The 15,666-nt window shown below is 62.1% G+C and carries 10 protein-coding genes; 5 read left to right on the plus strand and 5 right to left on the minus strand.

The features are described from left to right. Positions 1-7: 7 nt before the first annotated feature. Positions 8-337: an ATP cone domain-containing protein gene (locus Q7T36_RS08875; protein WP_304846827.1), complete on the minus strand. Its 330-nt coding sequence runs from the start codon at positions 335-337 to the stop codon at positions 8-10. Positions 338-863: 526 nt separating this feature from the next. Between Q7T36_RS08875 and Q7T36_RS08880 the strand changes: the two genes are divergently transcribed. The 3 genes from Q7T36_RS08880 (at position 864) to Q7T36_RS08890 (ending at position 4,857) form a co-directional block, all read left to right on the plus strand. After that, positions 864-2,609, plus strand: a complete 1,746-nt coding sequence (locus tag Q7T36_RS08880; protein WP_304846830.1) for a thiamine pyrophosphate-binding protein — start codon at positions 864-866, stop codon at positions 2,607-2,609. An 11-nt stretch (positions 2,610-2,620) separates the two neighbouring features. Further along, positions 2,621-3,247, plus strand: coding sequence for a nucleoside 2-deoxyribosyltransferase (locus Q7T36_RS08885; protein WP_304846833.1), 627 nt, complete (start codon positions 2,621-2,623; stop codon positions 3,245-3,247). A gap of 176 nt (positions 3,248-3,423) precedes the next feature. After that, positions 3,424-4,857, plus strand: coding sequence for a wax ester/triacylglycerol synthase family O-acyltransferase (locus Q7T36_RS08890; RefSeq protein ID WP_304846836.1), 1,434 nt, complete (start codon positions 3,424-3,426; stop codon positions 4,855-4,857). A gap of 55 nt (positions 4,858-4,912) precedes the next feature. Here Q7T36_RS08890 and Q7T36_RS08895 read toward each other — a convergent pair whose 3' ends face one another. Continuing rightward, positions 4,913-6,121 (minus strand): triacylglycerol lipase, encoded by a 1,209-nt coding sequence (locus Q7T36_RS08895; RefSeq protein ID WP_304846839.1) that lies wholly within the window; start codon positions 6,119-6,121, stop codon positions 4,913-4,915. Positions 6,122-6,538: 417 nt separating this feature from the next. Here Q7T36_RS08895 and Q7T36_RS08900 point away from each other — a divergent pair, with 417 nt between their 5' ends. Both Q7T36_RS08900 and Q7T36_RS08905 read left to right on the plus strand, forming a co-directional pair. Next, positions 6,539-7,417, plus strand: a complete 879-nt coding sequence (locus tag Q7T36_RS08900) for a helix-turn-helix domain-containing protein (RefSeq protein WP_304846842.1) — start codon at positions 6,539-6,541, stop codon at positions 7,415-7,417. Continuing rightward, entirely contained in the window at positions 7,414-8,499 is a 1,086-nt protein-coding gene (locus tag Q7T36_RS08905) for a hypothetical protein (RefSeq protein WP_304846845.1), read from the plus strand. The genes Q7T36_RS08900 and Q7T36_RS08905 overlap by 4 nt, the downstream gene beginning before the upstream one ends. A gap of 109 nt (positions 8,500-8,608) precedes the next feature. Here Q7T36_RS08905 and Q7T36_RS08910 read toward each other — a convergent pair whose 3' ends face one another. From Q7T36_RS08910 to gltB, 3 genes are all read right to left on the minus strand, one after another. Beyond that, positions 8,609-9,139 carry a hypothetical protein gene (locus Q7T36_RS08910; protein WP_304846848.1) on the minus strand — a complete coding sequence of 177 codons (531 nt, stop codon included), beginning with the start codon at positions 9,137-9,139 and terminating at the stop codon, positions 8,609-8,611. 175 nt (positions 9,140-9,314) lie between these two features. Next, positions 9,315-10,781, minus strand: coding sequence for a glutamate synthase subunit beta (locus tag Q7T36_RS08915; RefSeq protein ID WP_304846851.1), 1,467 nt, complete (start codon positions 10,779-10,781; stop codon positions 9,315-9,317). Positions 10,782-10,784: 3 nt separating this feature from the next. After that, entirely contained in the window at positions 10,785-15,425 is a 4,641-nt protein-coding gene (gltB, locus tag Q7T36_RS08920; RefSeq protein WP_304846854.1) for a glutamate synthase large subunit, read from the minus strand. Positions 15,426-15,666: the final 241 nt, after the last annotated feature.

The following is a 15,666-nucleotide window of genomic DNA, read 5'->3' on the forward strand; positions in this document are numbered from 1 at the left end:
GGCCGGTTCAAGCCACGCGGATGCATCCGCCGTCATTCGCGGCAGCCTGTACCTGTCGCCGTTCGCGGTAGAGGATGCAGGCGCGCGCCGTACGGAAGAAACCGGCTTCCATCAGCTGGCACTCCATGAATTCCTGCACCTTGTCGGCATCCAGTTCGTCCAGGTCGGCCAGATAGACCTCCACCGCTTTCGCCACCATATTGGCAATACCGGCCTCAAACTCACCGGTCATGGCGCCAGCGGCGGCGACGGCGCGCTCCAGCTTGTCCAGATTGAAAGGAACATGTTCACCATTACGTTTGCGCAAGGCGGTGAGACAGGCAGTCGTTGTTGTCATGTTGACTCTCCGTCATCGTTTGAACGGCAATTGTTGTTATCCGTTTCTGAGTATAGACCATATAATTAGTATGGCTAATTGATATACATCAACCAGGAAATACCGTTGGTCGGGCTGACGACCGATTTGCAGGAATAATCACAAATGTGTTTTATGGCGTTACTCAGGATTGTCACATGCCCGACAGACCTTGCCGCTCCGAGAGCGCACCATCGGTTCATCTCTTGGGCATTTTCGTCCCCATCCTGAAACCGGAGGCCCGCCATGTCCGCCGCGCTGGAAACCGAGATCGTCATCGCCGGCAGCGGCATCAGCGGTATCCGCTCGCTGGAAGGCGCCTTCATTTCCGGCTGCATCCTGACGGCGGGGCGGGGCATGTTATGACCGCTCGTATGCTCAGAATACTAAGAAGAAGTCATTCCCGCGTCGGCGGGAATCCTCCGTTAACAAACTCCAGGGTGCTCAGCGTGCCGTGGATTTCCGCCTGCGCGGGAATGACGATGAACATCAAACAGGAAACCTCATCATGCGAAAAACCGGCGCCCAGCTGCTGCGCTACGCCCTGGAACAGGTCGGGGTCCGTTTCACCTTCGGCATTCCCGGCGTGCACACCACCGAGCTGTATGACGAACTCAACGCCAGCGAGCACATCACCCCGATCCTGGTGACGCACGAGGGCGGCGGCGCGTTCATGGCCGACGCCATCAGCCGTACTACAGACACCCCCGGCACGCTGCTGGTGGTGCCCGCCGCCGGACTGACGCACGCGGCCAGCGGCATTGCCGAGGCCTTTCTCGACGGCATCCCGATGCTGGTGATTTCCGGCGGCATCCGTACTGATTCCGGCCACCGCTATCAGCTGCACGACATCGACCAGAGCGCGCTGATGAAGCCGATCACCAAGGCGCAGTTCCGCCTGCTGCGCCATCAGGACGTGGTGCCGACGTTGTTCGAGGCGGTGCGCATCGCCTACGACGGCGAGCCGGGGCCGGTCTATGTGGAAATGCCGCTGAACATCGCCGCCTTCGCCGGGGAGGTGGAAGGGGAGTTGCCGGTGTTCCGTCCCGCCGCCGCACCGTCGCTGCCGCCGGAGGTGCTGGCGCAGGTGTCCTCCGCCGTGGAACTGCTGAAGCGCGCCAAGCGCCCCGGCATCTTCGCCGGCTGGGGTGCGCGATTCTGTGAGGAGCAGCTGACGGCGCTGGCCGAGCAGCTGAACGCGCCGGTGTCGACCACCTTGCAGGGCTTGTCGGTGTTTCCCGGCAACCATCCGCTGTTTGCCGGTTTTTCCTTCGGGCCGCACGCCGTGCCCGCCGCCGCCCATGCCTTCCAGGACTGCGACTGCCTGATCGCCATCGGCACCCGTTTCGCTGAAATCCCCACCGGCAGTTATGGCCTGAAGGTGCCGGAAAACCTGATCCACATCGACATCAATCCCGCCGTGTTCGACGCCAACTACCCGGCGAAGGTGAAGCTCCCCGGCGATGCGCGGTTGGTGGTCGGGGCCTTGCTGGACGGGCTGCAGGTGGCCGGATTCCGCAGCACTGTGGACGGTTCGGCCTTGCAAACGCAGTTGAAGCGCGACAAGCTGGCCTATCACGACGAATGGTTCGGCCATGACTCCGGTCACAGGGTCAATCCGGCGCGCTTCTTCAGCCATCTGCGGCATGTACTGGCCGATGACGCCATTGTCGTCGCTGATGACGGCAACCACACCTTCCTCACCGCCGAATTGCTGCCGATGCACCGCAGCCGCCATTTCCTGTCACCCAGCGACTTCAACTGCATGGGCTACTGCGTGCCCGCCACCATCGGCGCCAAGCTGGCGCATCCGGAAAAACAGGTGGTGGGCATTGTCGGCGACGGCGCGTTCCTGATGACCTGCATGGAGCTGGTGACGGCGGCGTCCAACGAGCTGGGCGTGGTGCAGTTCGTGTTCAACGACGGTGAACTGTCGCAGATTTCGCAGGCGCAGGAAATTCCCTATAACCGCAAGGTGTGTTCGGTGCTGGGCGTGGTTGATTTTGCGGGTGTGGCGCTGGCCACGGGGTGCGAATACCGGCTGATGGCGGGCAATGGCGATGTCGGGCCGGTGATCGACGAGGCGATGAAGCTGGCGGCGCAGGGCAAGCCGGTGGTGGTGGATGTGCGGGTGGATTACTCGAAGCGCACGCGGTTTACCAAGGGTATAGTAGCCACCAACCTGAAGCGGTTCGACACCCGCACCCAGCTGCGTTTCGTCGGGCGAGCGGTGTGGCGGCGGGTGACGGGCTAAGGAGAAAGAATATGACTGCATCACGAATCTACTGCTCCGGCCCCCTGTTCTGCGCCGAGGAAGTCGGCGGCATGAGCGCCATTGCGCAACAACTGGAACAGGCCGGTTTCCAGACCTTCCTGCCGCACCGCGACGGCTTGGAACCTTATGTGATGCGGCTGGGCAACACGCCACTGCCGGGCGCGCTGTCCGGCATCCGCACCCGCATCGACCACGCCATTTTCGCGCTGGATGTGTACGAACTGATTGAGCGCTGCGACGCCGTGGTCTGCAACCTCAACGGCCGAGTGCCGGACGAAGGCATGATCGTCGAGGCGGCGCTGGCCTATGCGGCGGGCAAGCCGCTGGTGCTGTTCAAGGATGATGTGCGCGCCCCCTTCGGCGGTTTCGACAACGCCATGCTCACCAGTCTGGTGAAGGGTCGCATTGTTGGCGCGCTGACGGAGATTCCGGCGGCGGTGCGGGCGGAACTGGCAGGGAAGAAGACGGCGGTGGTGAATTTGTCTGCCGATCTGGTCGAGGCTATACGGCAGGGACGGCAGATTGCCCGTGCGCTGGAAGCCTTGCCGCGTCGTTTGGGTAAGCAGCGTTGGGATGAAGCGGTGGTGCGGCAGGTGATCGAGGCGGGGCTGGGCTGACGCCGTTCGTCGGAAATTCCCAGATTTTCTCGATATGGCACGATGGTGCTTGATCGACGACAAGACAACCCCGGAAATTCGGCGTATAAATTCAGTGAACGAATGTACACAATTGTGCGCATTCCCAGACTGAGCGTACGCGGCCCTGGCCGCCGCCCGATTTTCCGGAGATCGCCATGCAATCCCTCACCAATCTCGATACCTCCTTCCTGCACCTGGAAAAGGACAGCACCCCGATGCACGTCGGCGGCGTGATGCTGTTTGCCGCGCCCGCTGACGGTGCCATGACCTTCGACCGTTTCCGCCGCCATGTCGGCGCGCGCCTGCAAACGGCGCGCGTGTTCCGCCAGCGCCTGCACACGCCACCCGCACTGCTGGCCAACCCGGTGTGGATTGAAGACCCGGATTTCCGCCTGGACAACCATCTGCGCCGCCGCACCATCAATGACCCGCTGACGCACAAGTCGCTGGAAAGCCTGTGCAGCAAGTTTTTCAGCACGCCGCTGCGTCGCGACCAGCCGCTGTGGGAAATGATGTTCGTCCGCACCGCCGATGCCGCCGACGGCTTTGCCATGCTGTTGAAGGTGCATCATTGCGCCTTGGACGGAGTCTCCGCCGAAGCCGTCATCACCGGCCTGCTCGACTTCACCCCCGAGCCGCGCCCGATGACTGCCGACACCTGGCAAGCGGAAAAAGCTCCGACGGTGCGCGACGTGGCGCAACGCCAGCTGGCGGCGGCGAAGGACGCCCCGGCCCGGCTCACCACCCTGTTGCGCTCCACCGCCGACATTGCCGGTCGTATCGCACTGCGCACGCTGACCGGCAAGGACCAGGGCATTCCCCACTATTTCATGGCTCCGCGCACCGACTTCAACCGCCCGGTCAGCGCCGATCGCTGCTATTTCAGTGTACAACTGTCACTGACCACGGTGAAGGAAATCAAGAACACCCAACCCGGTTTCACTGTCAATGATGTGGTGCTCGCCATTTGCGCCGGAGCCACCCGCCGTTACCTGCAGGAGGTCGGCAACCTCCCGGATGCCTCGCTGGTGGCGATGGCCCCGGTGTCGCGCCGCGCTGACACCGAGAAGGGATTGGCGGGCAACAAGGTGTCGTCGATGCTGATCCGCCTCGCCACTGACATTGACGACCCGGTGCAACGCTTGCGCGCCATCCACGCCAGTGCGCAGCACGCCAAGGACTACAACCGCGACGTGCCGGTGGACCGCCTGATGGACCTGTTGCCGTCCGCCGGTCCGGCCGTGGCGTTGAACGCCTATTCGCGCCTGCACCTCAGCCGCCGCCTGCCGCCGATGTTCAATATGGTCATCACCAATGTGCCGGGTTCGCCGCTGCCGTTGTATCTGGACGGCGCGATGCTGCGCAGCATCGGCGGCATGGCCGGGATTTATGACAACACCGGCCTGACGCTGGTGGTGATGAGCTATCTCGACAAGCTGAGCATCAGTGTCACCAGTTCACCGGAGTCGGTGCAGCAGCCGGAGCGGTTGGCACAGTATCTGGAGGAAGCCTTGACGGAGATGGCGAAAGCGGTACTGCCGGAGAAGGCGGCCGCGAAGCCCGCCGCCCGGCAGGCGCAACCGGCCTGACCACTCCCATAAAAAACCCCGCCGTGGCGGGGTTCTTCTTTGACTCAGCGTAGAATCATCCACCTGCCTTGGCGATGTAGTGGTTGATGGCCGCGTAGAACTCCAGTTCGTCAAAGGTGTCGGGACCGACACCGACCACGTCCAGGTGGTCCTGCTTGATGATGGCCGTCTGCGAGGTCATCGCGATGGAAGACGGATTGTTGATGTCATCCACAGCAGTGACGGTGGTTTCAGTCATGGTATCCAGGAAACCCAGGATCGAGTTGTATTGCAGGCGTCCGCCCATTTGCTGCGAATTCACGCCCACCAGTCCATCGTCGTCCATGTCATAGACCGAACCGTCGCCGGTGCCCGCCGCGCCGTCGTTGTCGCAGTCGCCGGCGCAGTAGCCGTCGCCGTCGGCGTTATAGCCCAGCACCGTATGCAGCGCGCTCAGCGCCGGGTTGCGGTTGCCGTCGTCCTGCGCGGTGATCAGCGAGCGGAAGCGGGTGGCCACATAAGCCCCGGCGCTGTTCTTCAGGTTGTACTTGGCATTGAAGGCCTTGGCGCCGGTGGTGACCCCGTCTTTGGCGTCGAAGTCGTTGAAGACCAGTTGCTTGCCCGCGGCAATGATGTTGTTGCGGGTGGTGACGCTTTGCTGGTTGACGGCATCGAACAGCACGTCGGCGATCTTGGTGATCAGCACGCCGCAGGGGTCATTGGCGGGGGTGCCGTCCCAAGCCAGGTTCCAGCAGAAGGACGAGCCGTTCAGGGCGTATTTGTCCAGCAGCTTCTTGGCATAGGGCGAACCGCGATGCGGCGAGGAAATGCTGATCAGGTTGTTGACCACGGTGTAGCCCTTGCGCGACTTCAGCAGGTGCGCCGCCTTGCGGATGTCGAAACCGCCCTGCGAATGGCCCACCAGGTTGATGTAGCTGACGCCCTTGGTGGTCATGTAGCTCTGCACCTTGTCGGCCAGTTGCGTGCCCCGGGTTTCTGAATCAGCCAGCGAGGTGACCTGGAAGGCTTCCGCCATCTGGCTGCCGCTGACGTCGTCATTGCAGCCGTTGATTTCCAGCAATTGGCAACCGTCCAGGGCGAAGACGCCCAGTTCGTTACCGAAATAATCCAGGCCCGCGATCTCGTCCCAGCCGGCCATGCCGTGCGCCAGGATGATCGGGTACTTGGTTTTCTGTGCTTCTGCGTGCGCCTGTTGCGCCGGGAGCGACAGCCCCAGTGACAACAGCAGGGAAGCGGCGACTGCCGCCAGTTTTTTGAAGTGCATGGTGCCCACCTTGTTTTGTTATGTATGGTCAGGCAACACGTCTGGCGGCGCGCTGCAGCCGGGTCCGTCCCGACCCTGCGCAGCATTCCCGAAGGATTTGCCGTCCCGCGCTTCTGGCGGTTTAACGTGTTGTCGCGTCCGAGCAAAATCACGAATTGGTGATTTTTTAGTCATCCTGTCCGGAAAAAGATAGAGATCCGTCCGGGCAATTGCTTGTAAGTTTTCCTGCCGTTTGTCGGGAAGCCGATCCTGTATTGTCAATAAGCGAAAAACTTACAAGTCGGTTTGTCGTGAATTGACTAATCTTTACCAAGCCGGTTCCGGTCCGGTTTTGCGAAGGAACCGGCCTGGCAACGGGAGAACACCCGCCATAACAAAAAGAACAGCCTGGACATCAGGCAGGGGGCAACATTGGGCATGGCTATACTGTCGGGCGCCGTTCTGGATCGTGCGCGCGAGGCTGCCGCTTTACCGGGGCCGATACACCTTCATCTCTGGCAAGACCGTTCGCTGTTTCTGGGCGTCATTCCCGATCCGGTTGAGTTCACCCCTGCGTGCGCCTGGCTGCTGGTCGGGCTGGATCTGCCGTTCCACATTGCCGTCAACGACGGGCCTACGGTCAGCACCTCGCTGGCGCTGGTGCCGCCCGGGGCGGAGGTACGCTACTACTCCGAATCCGGCCTGCTGGGGTGCTGTTTTCTGGATGTGCTGTGCCGGGATTACCGGTTGCTGTCATCGCGTCTGCACGCCGTCAGTGACAACCTGTATTGCGACGACGGCCCGTTTGCCGCTTCCGTGGTGGAATCCTTCCGCCGGCTGTACCTTGATCCGGTGGACCCCGCCGGGGTCTATGACCGCTTGGTTGAAAGCCTGTCCCTGCCCTCAGCAGCGCCGGAAGGGCGTGTTGAGCAGGCGGTGGCCGGAGTGGTCGCCTCGGTTCGCCTGACGGCGGCGGCCAACCTGACCAATAGACATTATGCCGCGGAGGCCGGGTTGTCGGAGGAAGTGCTGTCGCGCTGGTTCCGGCAGGAAACCGGCCTCACCCTGCGGCGCTACCGCAACTGGCACCGCTTGTTCCTGGCAGCCTGGATGATGCAACAGGGCATTTCGCTCACGGACGCCGCGCAGGAAGCGGGCTTTTCGGATGCGGCACATTTTAATCATGTCTTTCGGGAAATGGTCGGGCTGAAGCCTTCGTTCATCCAGCGCGCCATGGCCTACACCCGCATCTATTTTGCGGGCATGCTGGCGGTCGACGGCACGGCAGTGAACGAGGCCGGGAGGCGGTTGCCATGAAACCGCATCATCCTGAGTCATCCCCGGCCAAGGGTAGGGCCCGCACGTACCGCAAGGCGGTGGCGATGGCCTGCGGCTTGTTGATGCTGGCCAGCATGGGGGTGCTGGTGTGGTTGGGTGAAGGGGATGGCCGCATCGGAAGCCAGGGGCTCTCCGGGGATTCGGGGGCTGCCGCCGCATCGTCCGCCGCCACGGGAGCGCAGACCCCGCCATCCGCGGCCACCATGGAGGGCCTGTCTCCCGAGGAACAGCGTCTGGGAGCCTCCCTGCAAAAGCGTTACGGCGCAAAGCTGGCGCATCCTTACTGGCGCTTGCAGGTGATCGAGTCGCTGAAGCGCTACCTGATGGAAAAATATCCCAATGACTGGCTGGCGCGGCTGAAGGCCATGCTGAAGCTGTTCTTTCCCACCGACTATGACCAGCTGGCGGCCTCGCTGGAAGCGCTGGAGAGCTATAACGAATGGCTGGCCGGGATCAAGCACTCCATGGTCTTCAGCAGCAAGGAAGAGCGGCTGCGTGCCACGTGGGACAAGCGGCTGCAACTGTTCGGCGAGGATGCCAAGGTCATCTGGCAGGCGCAGCTGAAGCAGGAGAAAGTTGAAGCTGCCCTGCAGCAGCTGGATACGCCCGGCCTGCCGTTGTCCACCAAGGTGGATCGCTATGTGCAGACGTTGGTGGATGTTTACGGGAAATCGGCAACGGATCCGGACAAGTCGCACCCGGTGCAGCAGATGGAGGGATTGCTGACGTTGAACTCGGTGCAGGAGCAGTTGCACAGCCTGCCGCCCGAGCGCCGCAAGGAGGAGTTGCATTACCTGCGCAGCGCGATGGGGCTGGATGACGAGGCGGTGAAACGCTGGGATGAGTTGGATGCCGAACGGGCAGAACGCGCGGCGGCGGGGGCGTCCTACATGCAGGAGCGGGCGGCGCTGGCGAAGCAGTACGAGGGCGAAACCCTGCAAGTGCAGCTCCAGGCCTTGCAGAACCGCAAGTTTGGGCCGGAGGAGGCGCAGTACATCCGCAATGAGGAGGAAACCGGGTTTTACCGGTATCAGGAAAGGCAGCAGATCGGGGTTAATTGAGTCATTTTTATTCCCGCCTCACCCAGTAAAGCTACGGGGGCTGGGCGGGAAGGTCAGCATCCAGGTGGAAATTGGCGGTGAGACGACGACGTTGGTGAGGGTTTGAGGTTTAGGCTGTGAGCCATTCCGACATCAACGCTACCGATTTTGCAGTAATTTCCCGATAACCTGCATTCGTTTCGAGTCGTATGCCTATGTATCCATCGGACTGTTCTGTGGTTGCTGCACTTAAAATGGTTGGGCAGCCATCAAACGGAATTTCATTGATTGTCATTTGGTGAAATCCCGTAAACACAATGCTTCGCTTGGAAAATTGATTCCTTTCCCAATCCTCAGGATATTCGACAGTCAGAACAAGTTGATCTTTCTCGGGTAGTTCAATGCAGGCCACCACCACACAGTCGTGCCAGTGTATCTGAGAGATGCTGACAGGGCTGGATTGAGGTCGAGTGTTGATAACCCTCTGAACGCATTGTTCCCAATCTCCCGATAGTGCGGGATCAGCACAACTTCCATCTTCTTGTAGGATTAATGAGCTTAGCAGGCAAGCGATTTCTTCGGAGTGACCACGTTCCCAATACATCTCCAGAAAAGAGTGCATTGCTACCATGGCTTCATCAGGAGTTAGTTTGTCATTCATAGCTCATCGACTCTTTCAGTGAAGTAGGGTGGGTCGAGACCCACCATCGGTCTCCGTTCAGAGATCAGCCGGTGGGTCTTGACCCACCCTACGACAGCTGTTTGACCGATTGTTAAAAGAAAACCCCCGCCACAGCTCTCACCATGACGGGGGTTTCAGTCCAAGCCGTTGACGCTTAACGCGGCAGCACGCTCGATCCCATCAGGAACGCATCGACTTCACGCGCGCACTGACGGCCTTCACGGATCGCCCAGACCACCAGCGACTGACCGCGACGCATGTCACCGGCGGCGAACACGCCCTTGACGTTGGTGGCGTAGCAGCCCGGACCGTCCGTGGTGGCGGCGGCATTGCCGCGTGCATCCTTGTTGACGCCGAACGATTCCAGCACGCCGCCCACCGGGTTGGTGAAGCCCATGGCCAGGAACACGTTGTCCGCCGGAATCTCGAACTCGGAGCCCGGAATCTCGGCCATCTTGCCGCCTTCCCAGGACAGGCGCACGCCTTGCAGCGCCTTCACCCGGCCGTTGCCATCGCTGACAAAGCCCTTGGTCAGGACGGAGAAGTCGCGCTCACAGCCTTCGTCGTGCGAGCTGGAGGTGCGCAGCTTGATCGGCCAGTACGGCCACACCAGCGGCTTGTTCTCTTCCACCGGCGGCATCGGCATCACTTCAAACTGGGTGATGGACGCGGCGCCGTGACGGTTGGAGGTGCCGACGCAGTCGGAACCGGTGTCGCCGCCGCCGATGACGACGACGTGCTTGCCCTTGACGTTGATCGGGTTGGCCGGACCGCCTTCCACTTCCTTGTTCTGCGGAATCAGGAACTCCAGCGCGTAGTGCACGCCGCCCAGCTCACGGCCGGGAACGGGCAGGTCACGCGGAACTTCCGAACCGCCGGACAGGATCACGGCGTCAAATTGCGACTTCAGCGTCTCGGCGGAAATCACTTCCTTGGCGTCGTTGGTGATGCCGGCGGGAATGGAGTCCGGGCCGACCAGCACATTGGTGCGGAACACCACGCCTTCGGCTTCCATCTGCACCACGCGGCGCTGGACGATGCTCTTTTCCAGCTTGAAGTCCGGAATGCCGCGGCGCAGCAGGCCGCCGATGTGTCCGTTCTTTTCGAACACGGTCACGTCGTGGCCGGCGCGCGCCAGCTGCTGGGCAGCAGCCAGACCGGCAGGGCCGGAACCGACGACCGCGACCTTCTTGCCGGTCTTGACGCTGGCGGGTTGCGGCGTGATCCAGCCGTTTTCCCAGCCCTTGTCGATGATGTAGTGCTCGATGGACTTGATGCCGACCGGCTCGGCGTTGATGCCGAGCGTACAGGCCGTTTCACACGGGGCCGGGCAGATGCGGCCGGTGAAATCGGGGAAGTTGTTGGTCGAGTGCAGCACTTCCAGCGCCTGCTGGGCATTGCCGCGATACACCAGGTCATTCCAGTCCGGAATGATGTTGTTCACCGGGCAGCCGTTGTTGCAGAACGGAATGCCGCAGTCCATGCAGCGCGCGCCCTGAGTCTTGGCGTCGCTGTCGGAGAGGCTGCTGACAAATTCCTTGTAGTGATTCACGCGGGTGTCGGCGGCCTCATAGCCTTCGGACAGACGCTGGAATTCGATGAAACCGGTTGGCTTACCCATGGTTCAGGCTACCTCTTTCTGTTGCTGCGCGGCCAGTTCGGTCAGCGCGCGCTTGTACTCGTGCGGATACACCTTGACGAACTTGTCACGGCTTTCGTCCCAGTTGGCCAGGATGGCCTTGGCGGTGGTGCTGCCGGTGTATTCGGCATGGCGGCTGATCAGGTCCTTCAGCTGCGCCTCGTCCTTCAGGCCAAGGTGCAGCGGAGCACCGGCCGGAGCGTCGGCGTCGGCCACGACCTTTTCCAGGGCGACCTGGGCCAGGTTGCAGCGTCCGGCGAAGGAGCCGTCAGCGTCGTAGACGTAGGCGATGCCGCCGGACATGCCTGCCGCGAAATTGCGGCCGGTGTTGCCCAGCACCACCACGGTGCCGCCGGTCATGTATTCGCAGCCGTGGTCACCCACGCCTTCGACCACGGCGGTGCCGCCGGAGTTACGCACGGCAAAGCGTTCGCCGGCAACGCCAGTGAAGAAGCCTTCACCGTCGGTGGCGCCGTACATGACGGTGTTGCCGAGGATGATGTTCTTCGCGGTGTTGCCACGGAAGTCAGCGTGAGGACGGATGATGATGCGGCCGCCCGACAGGCCCTTGCCGACATAGTCATTGCCTTCGCCCACCAGCTCCAGCGTCACGCCCTTGGCGAGGAACGCGCCGAAGCTCTGACCGGCGGTGCCGTTCAGCTTCAGGTGGATGGTGTCGTCCGGCAGACCGGCGATGCCGTAGCGCTTGGCCACTTCGCCCGACAGCATGGTGCCGGCGGTACGGTTGACGTTGCGGATCGGCAGCTCGATGCTGACCTTCTTGCCGTGTTGCAGCGCGGGCTGGGCCAGTTCGATGAACTTGTGGTCCAGCGCCTTGGCGATGCCGTGGTCCTGGATCTCGGTGTGCTTGCGCGGCACGGAAGCGGGGACTGACGGCTGGAAGAAGATCTTCGAGAAGTCGAGGCCTTGAGCCTTCCAGTGGGTGATGCCGGCCTTGGTGTCGAGCAGGTCGGCGCGGCCAACCAGCTCTTCAAAGGTGCGCACACCCAGCGAAGCCATGATTTCACGCACTTCTTCGGCAATGAAGAAGAAGAAGTTGACCACGTGCTCCGGCTGGCCGGTAAAGCGCTTGCGCAGCTCGGGGTCTTGCGTGGCCACGCCCACCGGGCAGGTGTTCAGGTGGCACTTGCGCATCATGATGCAGCCTTCCACCACCAGCGGAGCGGTGGCGAAGCCGAACTCGTCCGCGCCCAGCAGTGCGCCGATGACGACGTCACGACCGGTACGCAGCTGGCCGTCGACCTGCACACGAATACGGCTGCGCAGCTGGTTCAGCACCAGGGTCTGCTGGGTTTCGGCCAGGCCGAGTTCCCACGGCGCACCGGCGTGCTTGATGGAGGACAGCGGCGAAGCGCCGGTGCCGCCGTCATGACCGGCGATGACCACGTGGTCCGCTTTGGCCTTGGACACCCCGGCGGCGACGGTGCCGACACCGACTTCGGACACCAGCTTCACTGACACTGAAGCGGCCGGGTTGGCGTTCTTCAGGTCATGGATCAGCTGCGCCAGATCTTCAATGGAGTAGATGTCATGGTGCGGGGGCGGCGAGATCAGGCCGACACCGGGCACGGAATGACGCAGGAAACCGATGTACTCGGAGACCTTGTGGCCGGGCAGCTGGCCGCCTTCACCGGGCTTGGCGCCCTGGGCCATCTTGATCTGGATCTGGTCGGCGTTCACCAGATATTCAATCGTGACACCGAAGCGGCCGGAAGCGACCTGCTTGATGGCGGAGCGCAGGCTGTCGCCGGCCTTCAGGGTCAGGTCGCGTTCAATGCGGCCCTTGCCCAGCACGTCGGACAGTTGCGTGTCCTGCACCACCGGGATGAAGCGCTTGGCGTCTTCGCCGCCCTCACCGGTGTTCGACTTGCCGCCAATGCGGTTCATGGCGATGGCCAGCGTGCTGTGGGCTTCGGTTGAGATGGAGCCCAGCGACATGGCGCCGGTGGCGAAACGCTTGACGATGTCCTTGGCGGACTCGACTTCGTCCAGCGGCACCGGGGTAATGCCATCGGTGCGGAACGCGAACAGGCCGCGCAGCGTCAGGTGGCGCTGGGACTGGTCGTTGATGATCCGCGAGTACTCCTTGAAGGTGGAGAACTGATTGGTACGGGTCGAATGCTGCAGCTTGGCGATGGCGTCCGGGGTCCACAGGTGCTCTTCACCACGAATCCGGAAGGCGTAGTCGCCGCCGGCGTCGAGGGCGTTGGCCAGCACCGGGTCGTTGCCGAAGGCAGCCTTGTGCATGCGGATGGCTTCTTCAGCGACATCAAACACACCGATGCCTTCGACATTGGTGGGGGTGCCGGTGAAGTACTTCTCGACAAAGGCGCTTTGCAGGCCGATGGCTTCGAAGATTTGCGCGCCGGTGTAGGACATGTAGGTGGAGATACCCATCTTTGACATGACCTTGCACAGACCCTTGCCCACGGCCTTGGTGAAGTTGTAGACGGCCTTTTCACGCTTGGCGGCGTCATCACCGGCCAGCGATTGCAGGGTCTCCAGCGCCAGGTAGGGGTGCACGGCTTCCGCGCCGTAGCCGCCCAGCAGCGCGAAGTGGTGGACTTCACGGGCGGAGCCGGTTTCCACGACCAGACCGGCGCTGGTGCGCAGGCCCTTCTTCACCAGGTGCTGGTGCACGGCGGAGGTGGCCAGCAGTGCCGGGATGGCGACATTGACGGCATCCATGCAACGGTCGGAAACGATCAGGATGTTGGCGCCGGAACGCACGGCATCTTCGGCTTCCGCCGCCAGCGAGGCGAGGCGGGCTTCAACGCCGTCCTTGCCCCAGGCCACCGGGTAGCAGATGTCCAGTTCGTGCGAACGGAACTTGCCGCCGGTGTACTTCTCGATGTGGCGGATCTTCTCAATGTCTTCGGCGGTCAGCACCGGCTGCGCCACTTCCAGACGGATCGGCGGGTTGACGTCGGTGATGCCGAGCAGGTTCGGCTTGGGTCCGATGAAGGACACCACCGACATCACCAGCTCTTCGCGGATCGGGTCGATCGGCGGGTTGGTGACCTGGGCGAACAGCTGCTTGAAGTAGTTGTACAGCGGCTTCAGCTTGGAGGACAGCACCGGCAGGGCGGCATCGTTGCCCATGGAGCCGGTGGCTTCTTCGCCGGTGGCGGCCATCGGTTCGAGGATGAACTTGATGTCTTCCTGCGTATAGCCAAAGGCTTGCTGGCGGTCGAGCAGCGACACGGCGGACGGCACGGCGGGCTCTTCAGCCACCGGCAGTTCGTCGAGCTTGATGCGGATCTTCTCGATCCACTCGCGGTACGGCTTGGCGCTGGCGAGGGAATCCTTCAGTTCCTGGTCGTCGATGATGCGGCCGGCTTCGGTGTCGATGAGGAACATCTTGCCCGGTTGCAGACGCCATTTCTGGACAATGCGCTTCTCTTCGATCGGCAGCACGCCGGATTCGGAAGCCATGACCACCAGGTCGTCATCGGTGACCAGATAGCGGGCCGGACGCAGGCCGTTACGGTCCAGCGTGGCGCCGATCTGGCGGCCGTCGGTGAAGGCCACGGCGGCGGGGCCGTCCCACGGCTCCATCATCGCGGCATGGTATTCGTAGAAGGCGCGGCGCTTTTCGTCCATCAGCGTGTGCTTTTCCCACGCTTCCGGAATCATCAGCATCATGGCCTGGGCCAGCGAGTAGCCGCCCATGACCAGCAGTTCCAGCGCGTTGTCGAACGCGGCGGAGTCGGACTGGCCGGGGTAGTGCAGCGGCCACACCTTCTTCAGGTCGTCGCCGAGAATGGGCGAGGAGATCGCCTGTTCACGGGCCTTGAACCAGTTGACGTTGCCCTGCACGGTGTTGATTTCGCCGTTGTGGGCGATCATGCGGAACGGGTGCGCCAGGTCCCAGGTCGGGAAGGTGTTGGTCGAGAAGCGCTGGTGAACCAGGGCCAGGGCCGACACGCAGTCCGGGTTTTGCAGGTCGAGGTAGTACTCGCCGACCTGGTCGGCCAGCAGCAGGCCCTTGTAGACAATGGTGCGCGCCGAGAACGACGTGACGTAGAATTCCTGGCCGTGCACCAGTTCCAAGGCCTTGATGGCGTTGGCGGCGCGGCGGCGGATGATGTACAGCTTACGCTCAAGGGCGTCGGTGACGAACACGTCCGGACCGCGGCCGACGAAGACCTGGCGGATCACCGGCTCTTTGGTCTTGACGGTCGGGGACATCGGCATGGTGGCGGAGACGGGCACATCACGCCAGCCGAGCAGCACCTGGCCTTCGGCGAGGATGGCGCGTTCGATTTCTTCCTGGCAGGCCATGCGCGATGCGCTTTCCTGCGGCAGGAAGCACATGCCGATACCGTATTCACCGGCTTCCGGCAGGGTGACGCCTTGCTTGGCCATTTCCCCGCGCAGGAATGCGTCGGGAATCTGGATCAGGATACCAGCGCCATCGCCCATCAGCGGGTCTGCACCCACAGCGCCCCGGTGATCCAGGTTTTTCAGGATCAGCAGGCCTTGTTCAATGATGGAATGGCTTTTCTGGCCCTTGATGTGGGCGATGAAGCCGACGCCGCAAGCGTCGTGTTCGTTGGCCGGGTCGTACAAACCCTGCTTTTCAGGTACTGCAGTTGCCTTCACACTCTGATCCTCATTAAAGCACAAACCCCGGAGCGCACTGGTGCGTACACGCCGGTGGTCAAAAAAAGCCAGCGTGATGCCAGAAAGGGACTTACCCAGAAAGGGAGTTACACGGGGAAACATTTCATTATACCGTGAAAACGCTGGTATTCAAGAGTAACCCGATGCATGCTGGCTGATGCCTGTCAATAATATCCATGTGCATTTTGCTTGTGCTGCCTGTTTTTACCCCGGCAACGCA

Source organism: Fluviicoccus sp. (assembly GCF_030646115.1).
GTDB lineage: Bacteria > Pseudomonadota > Gammaproteobacteria > Pseudomonadales > Moraxellaceae > Fluviicoccus.

Excerpts from the sequence above, each read along its gene's own strand:
- Q7T36_RS08880 (WP_304846830.1), top strand. The coding sequence starts at position 864 with ATGCGAAAAACCGGCGCCCAGCTGCTGCGCTACGCCCTGGAACAGGTC.
- Q7T36_RS08915 (WP_304846851.1), bottom strand. The coding sequence starts at position 10,781 with ATGGGTAAGCCAACCGGTTTCATCGAATTCCAGCGTCTGTCCGAAGGC.
- Q7T36_RS08910 (WP_304846848.1), bottom strand. The coding sequence starts at position 9,139 with ATGAATGACAAACTAACTCCTGATGAAGCCATGGTAGCAATGCACTCT.
- Q7T36_RS08900 (WP_304846842.1), top strand. The coding sequence starts at position 6,539 with ATGGCTATACTGTCGGGCGCCGTTCTGGATCGTGCGCGCGAGGCTGCC.
- Q7T36_RS08875 (WP_304846827.1), bottom strand. The coding sequence starts at position 337 with ATGACAACAACGACTGCCTGTCTCACCGCCTTGCGCAAACGTAATGGT.
- Q7T36_RS08895 (WP_304846839.1), bottom strand. The coding sequence starts at position 6,121 with ATGCACTTCAAAAAACTGGCGGCAGTCGCCGCTTCCCTGCTGTTGTCA.
- Q7T36_RS08905 (WP_304846845.1), top strand. The coding sequence starts at position 7,414 with ATGAAACCGCATCATCCTGAGTCATCCCCGGCCAAGGGTAGGGCCCGC.
- Q7T36_RS08890 (WP_304846836.1), top strand. The coding sequence starts at position 3,424 with ATGCAATCCCTCACCAATCTCGATACCTCCTTCCTGCACCTGGAAAAG.
- Q7T36_RS08885 (WP_304846833.1), top strand. The coding sequence starts at position 2,621 with ATGACTGCATCACGAATCTACTGCTCCGGCCCCCTGTTCTGCGCCGAG.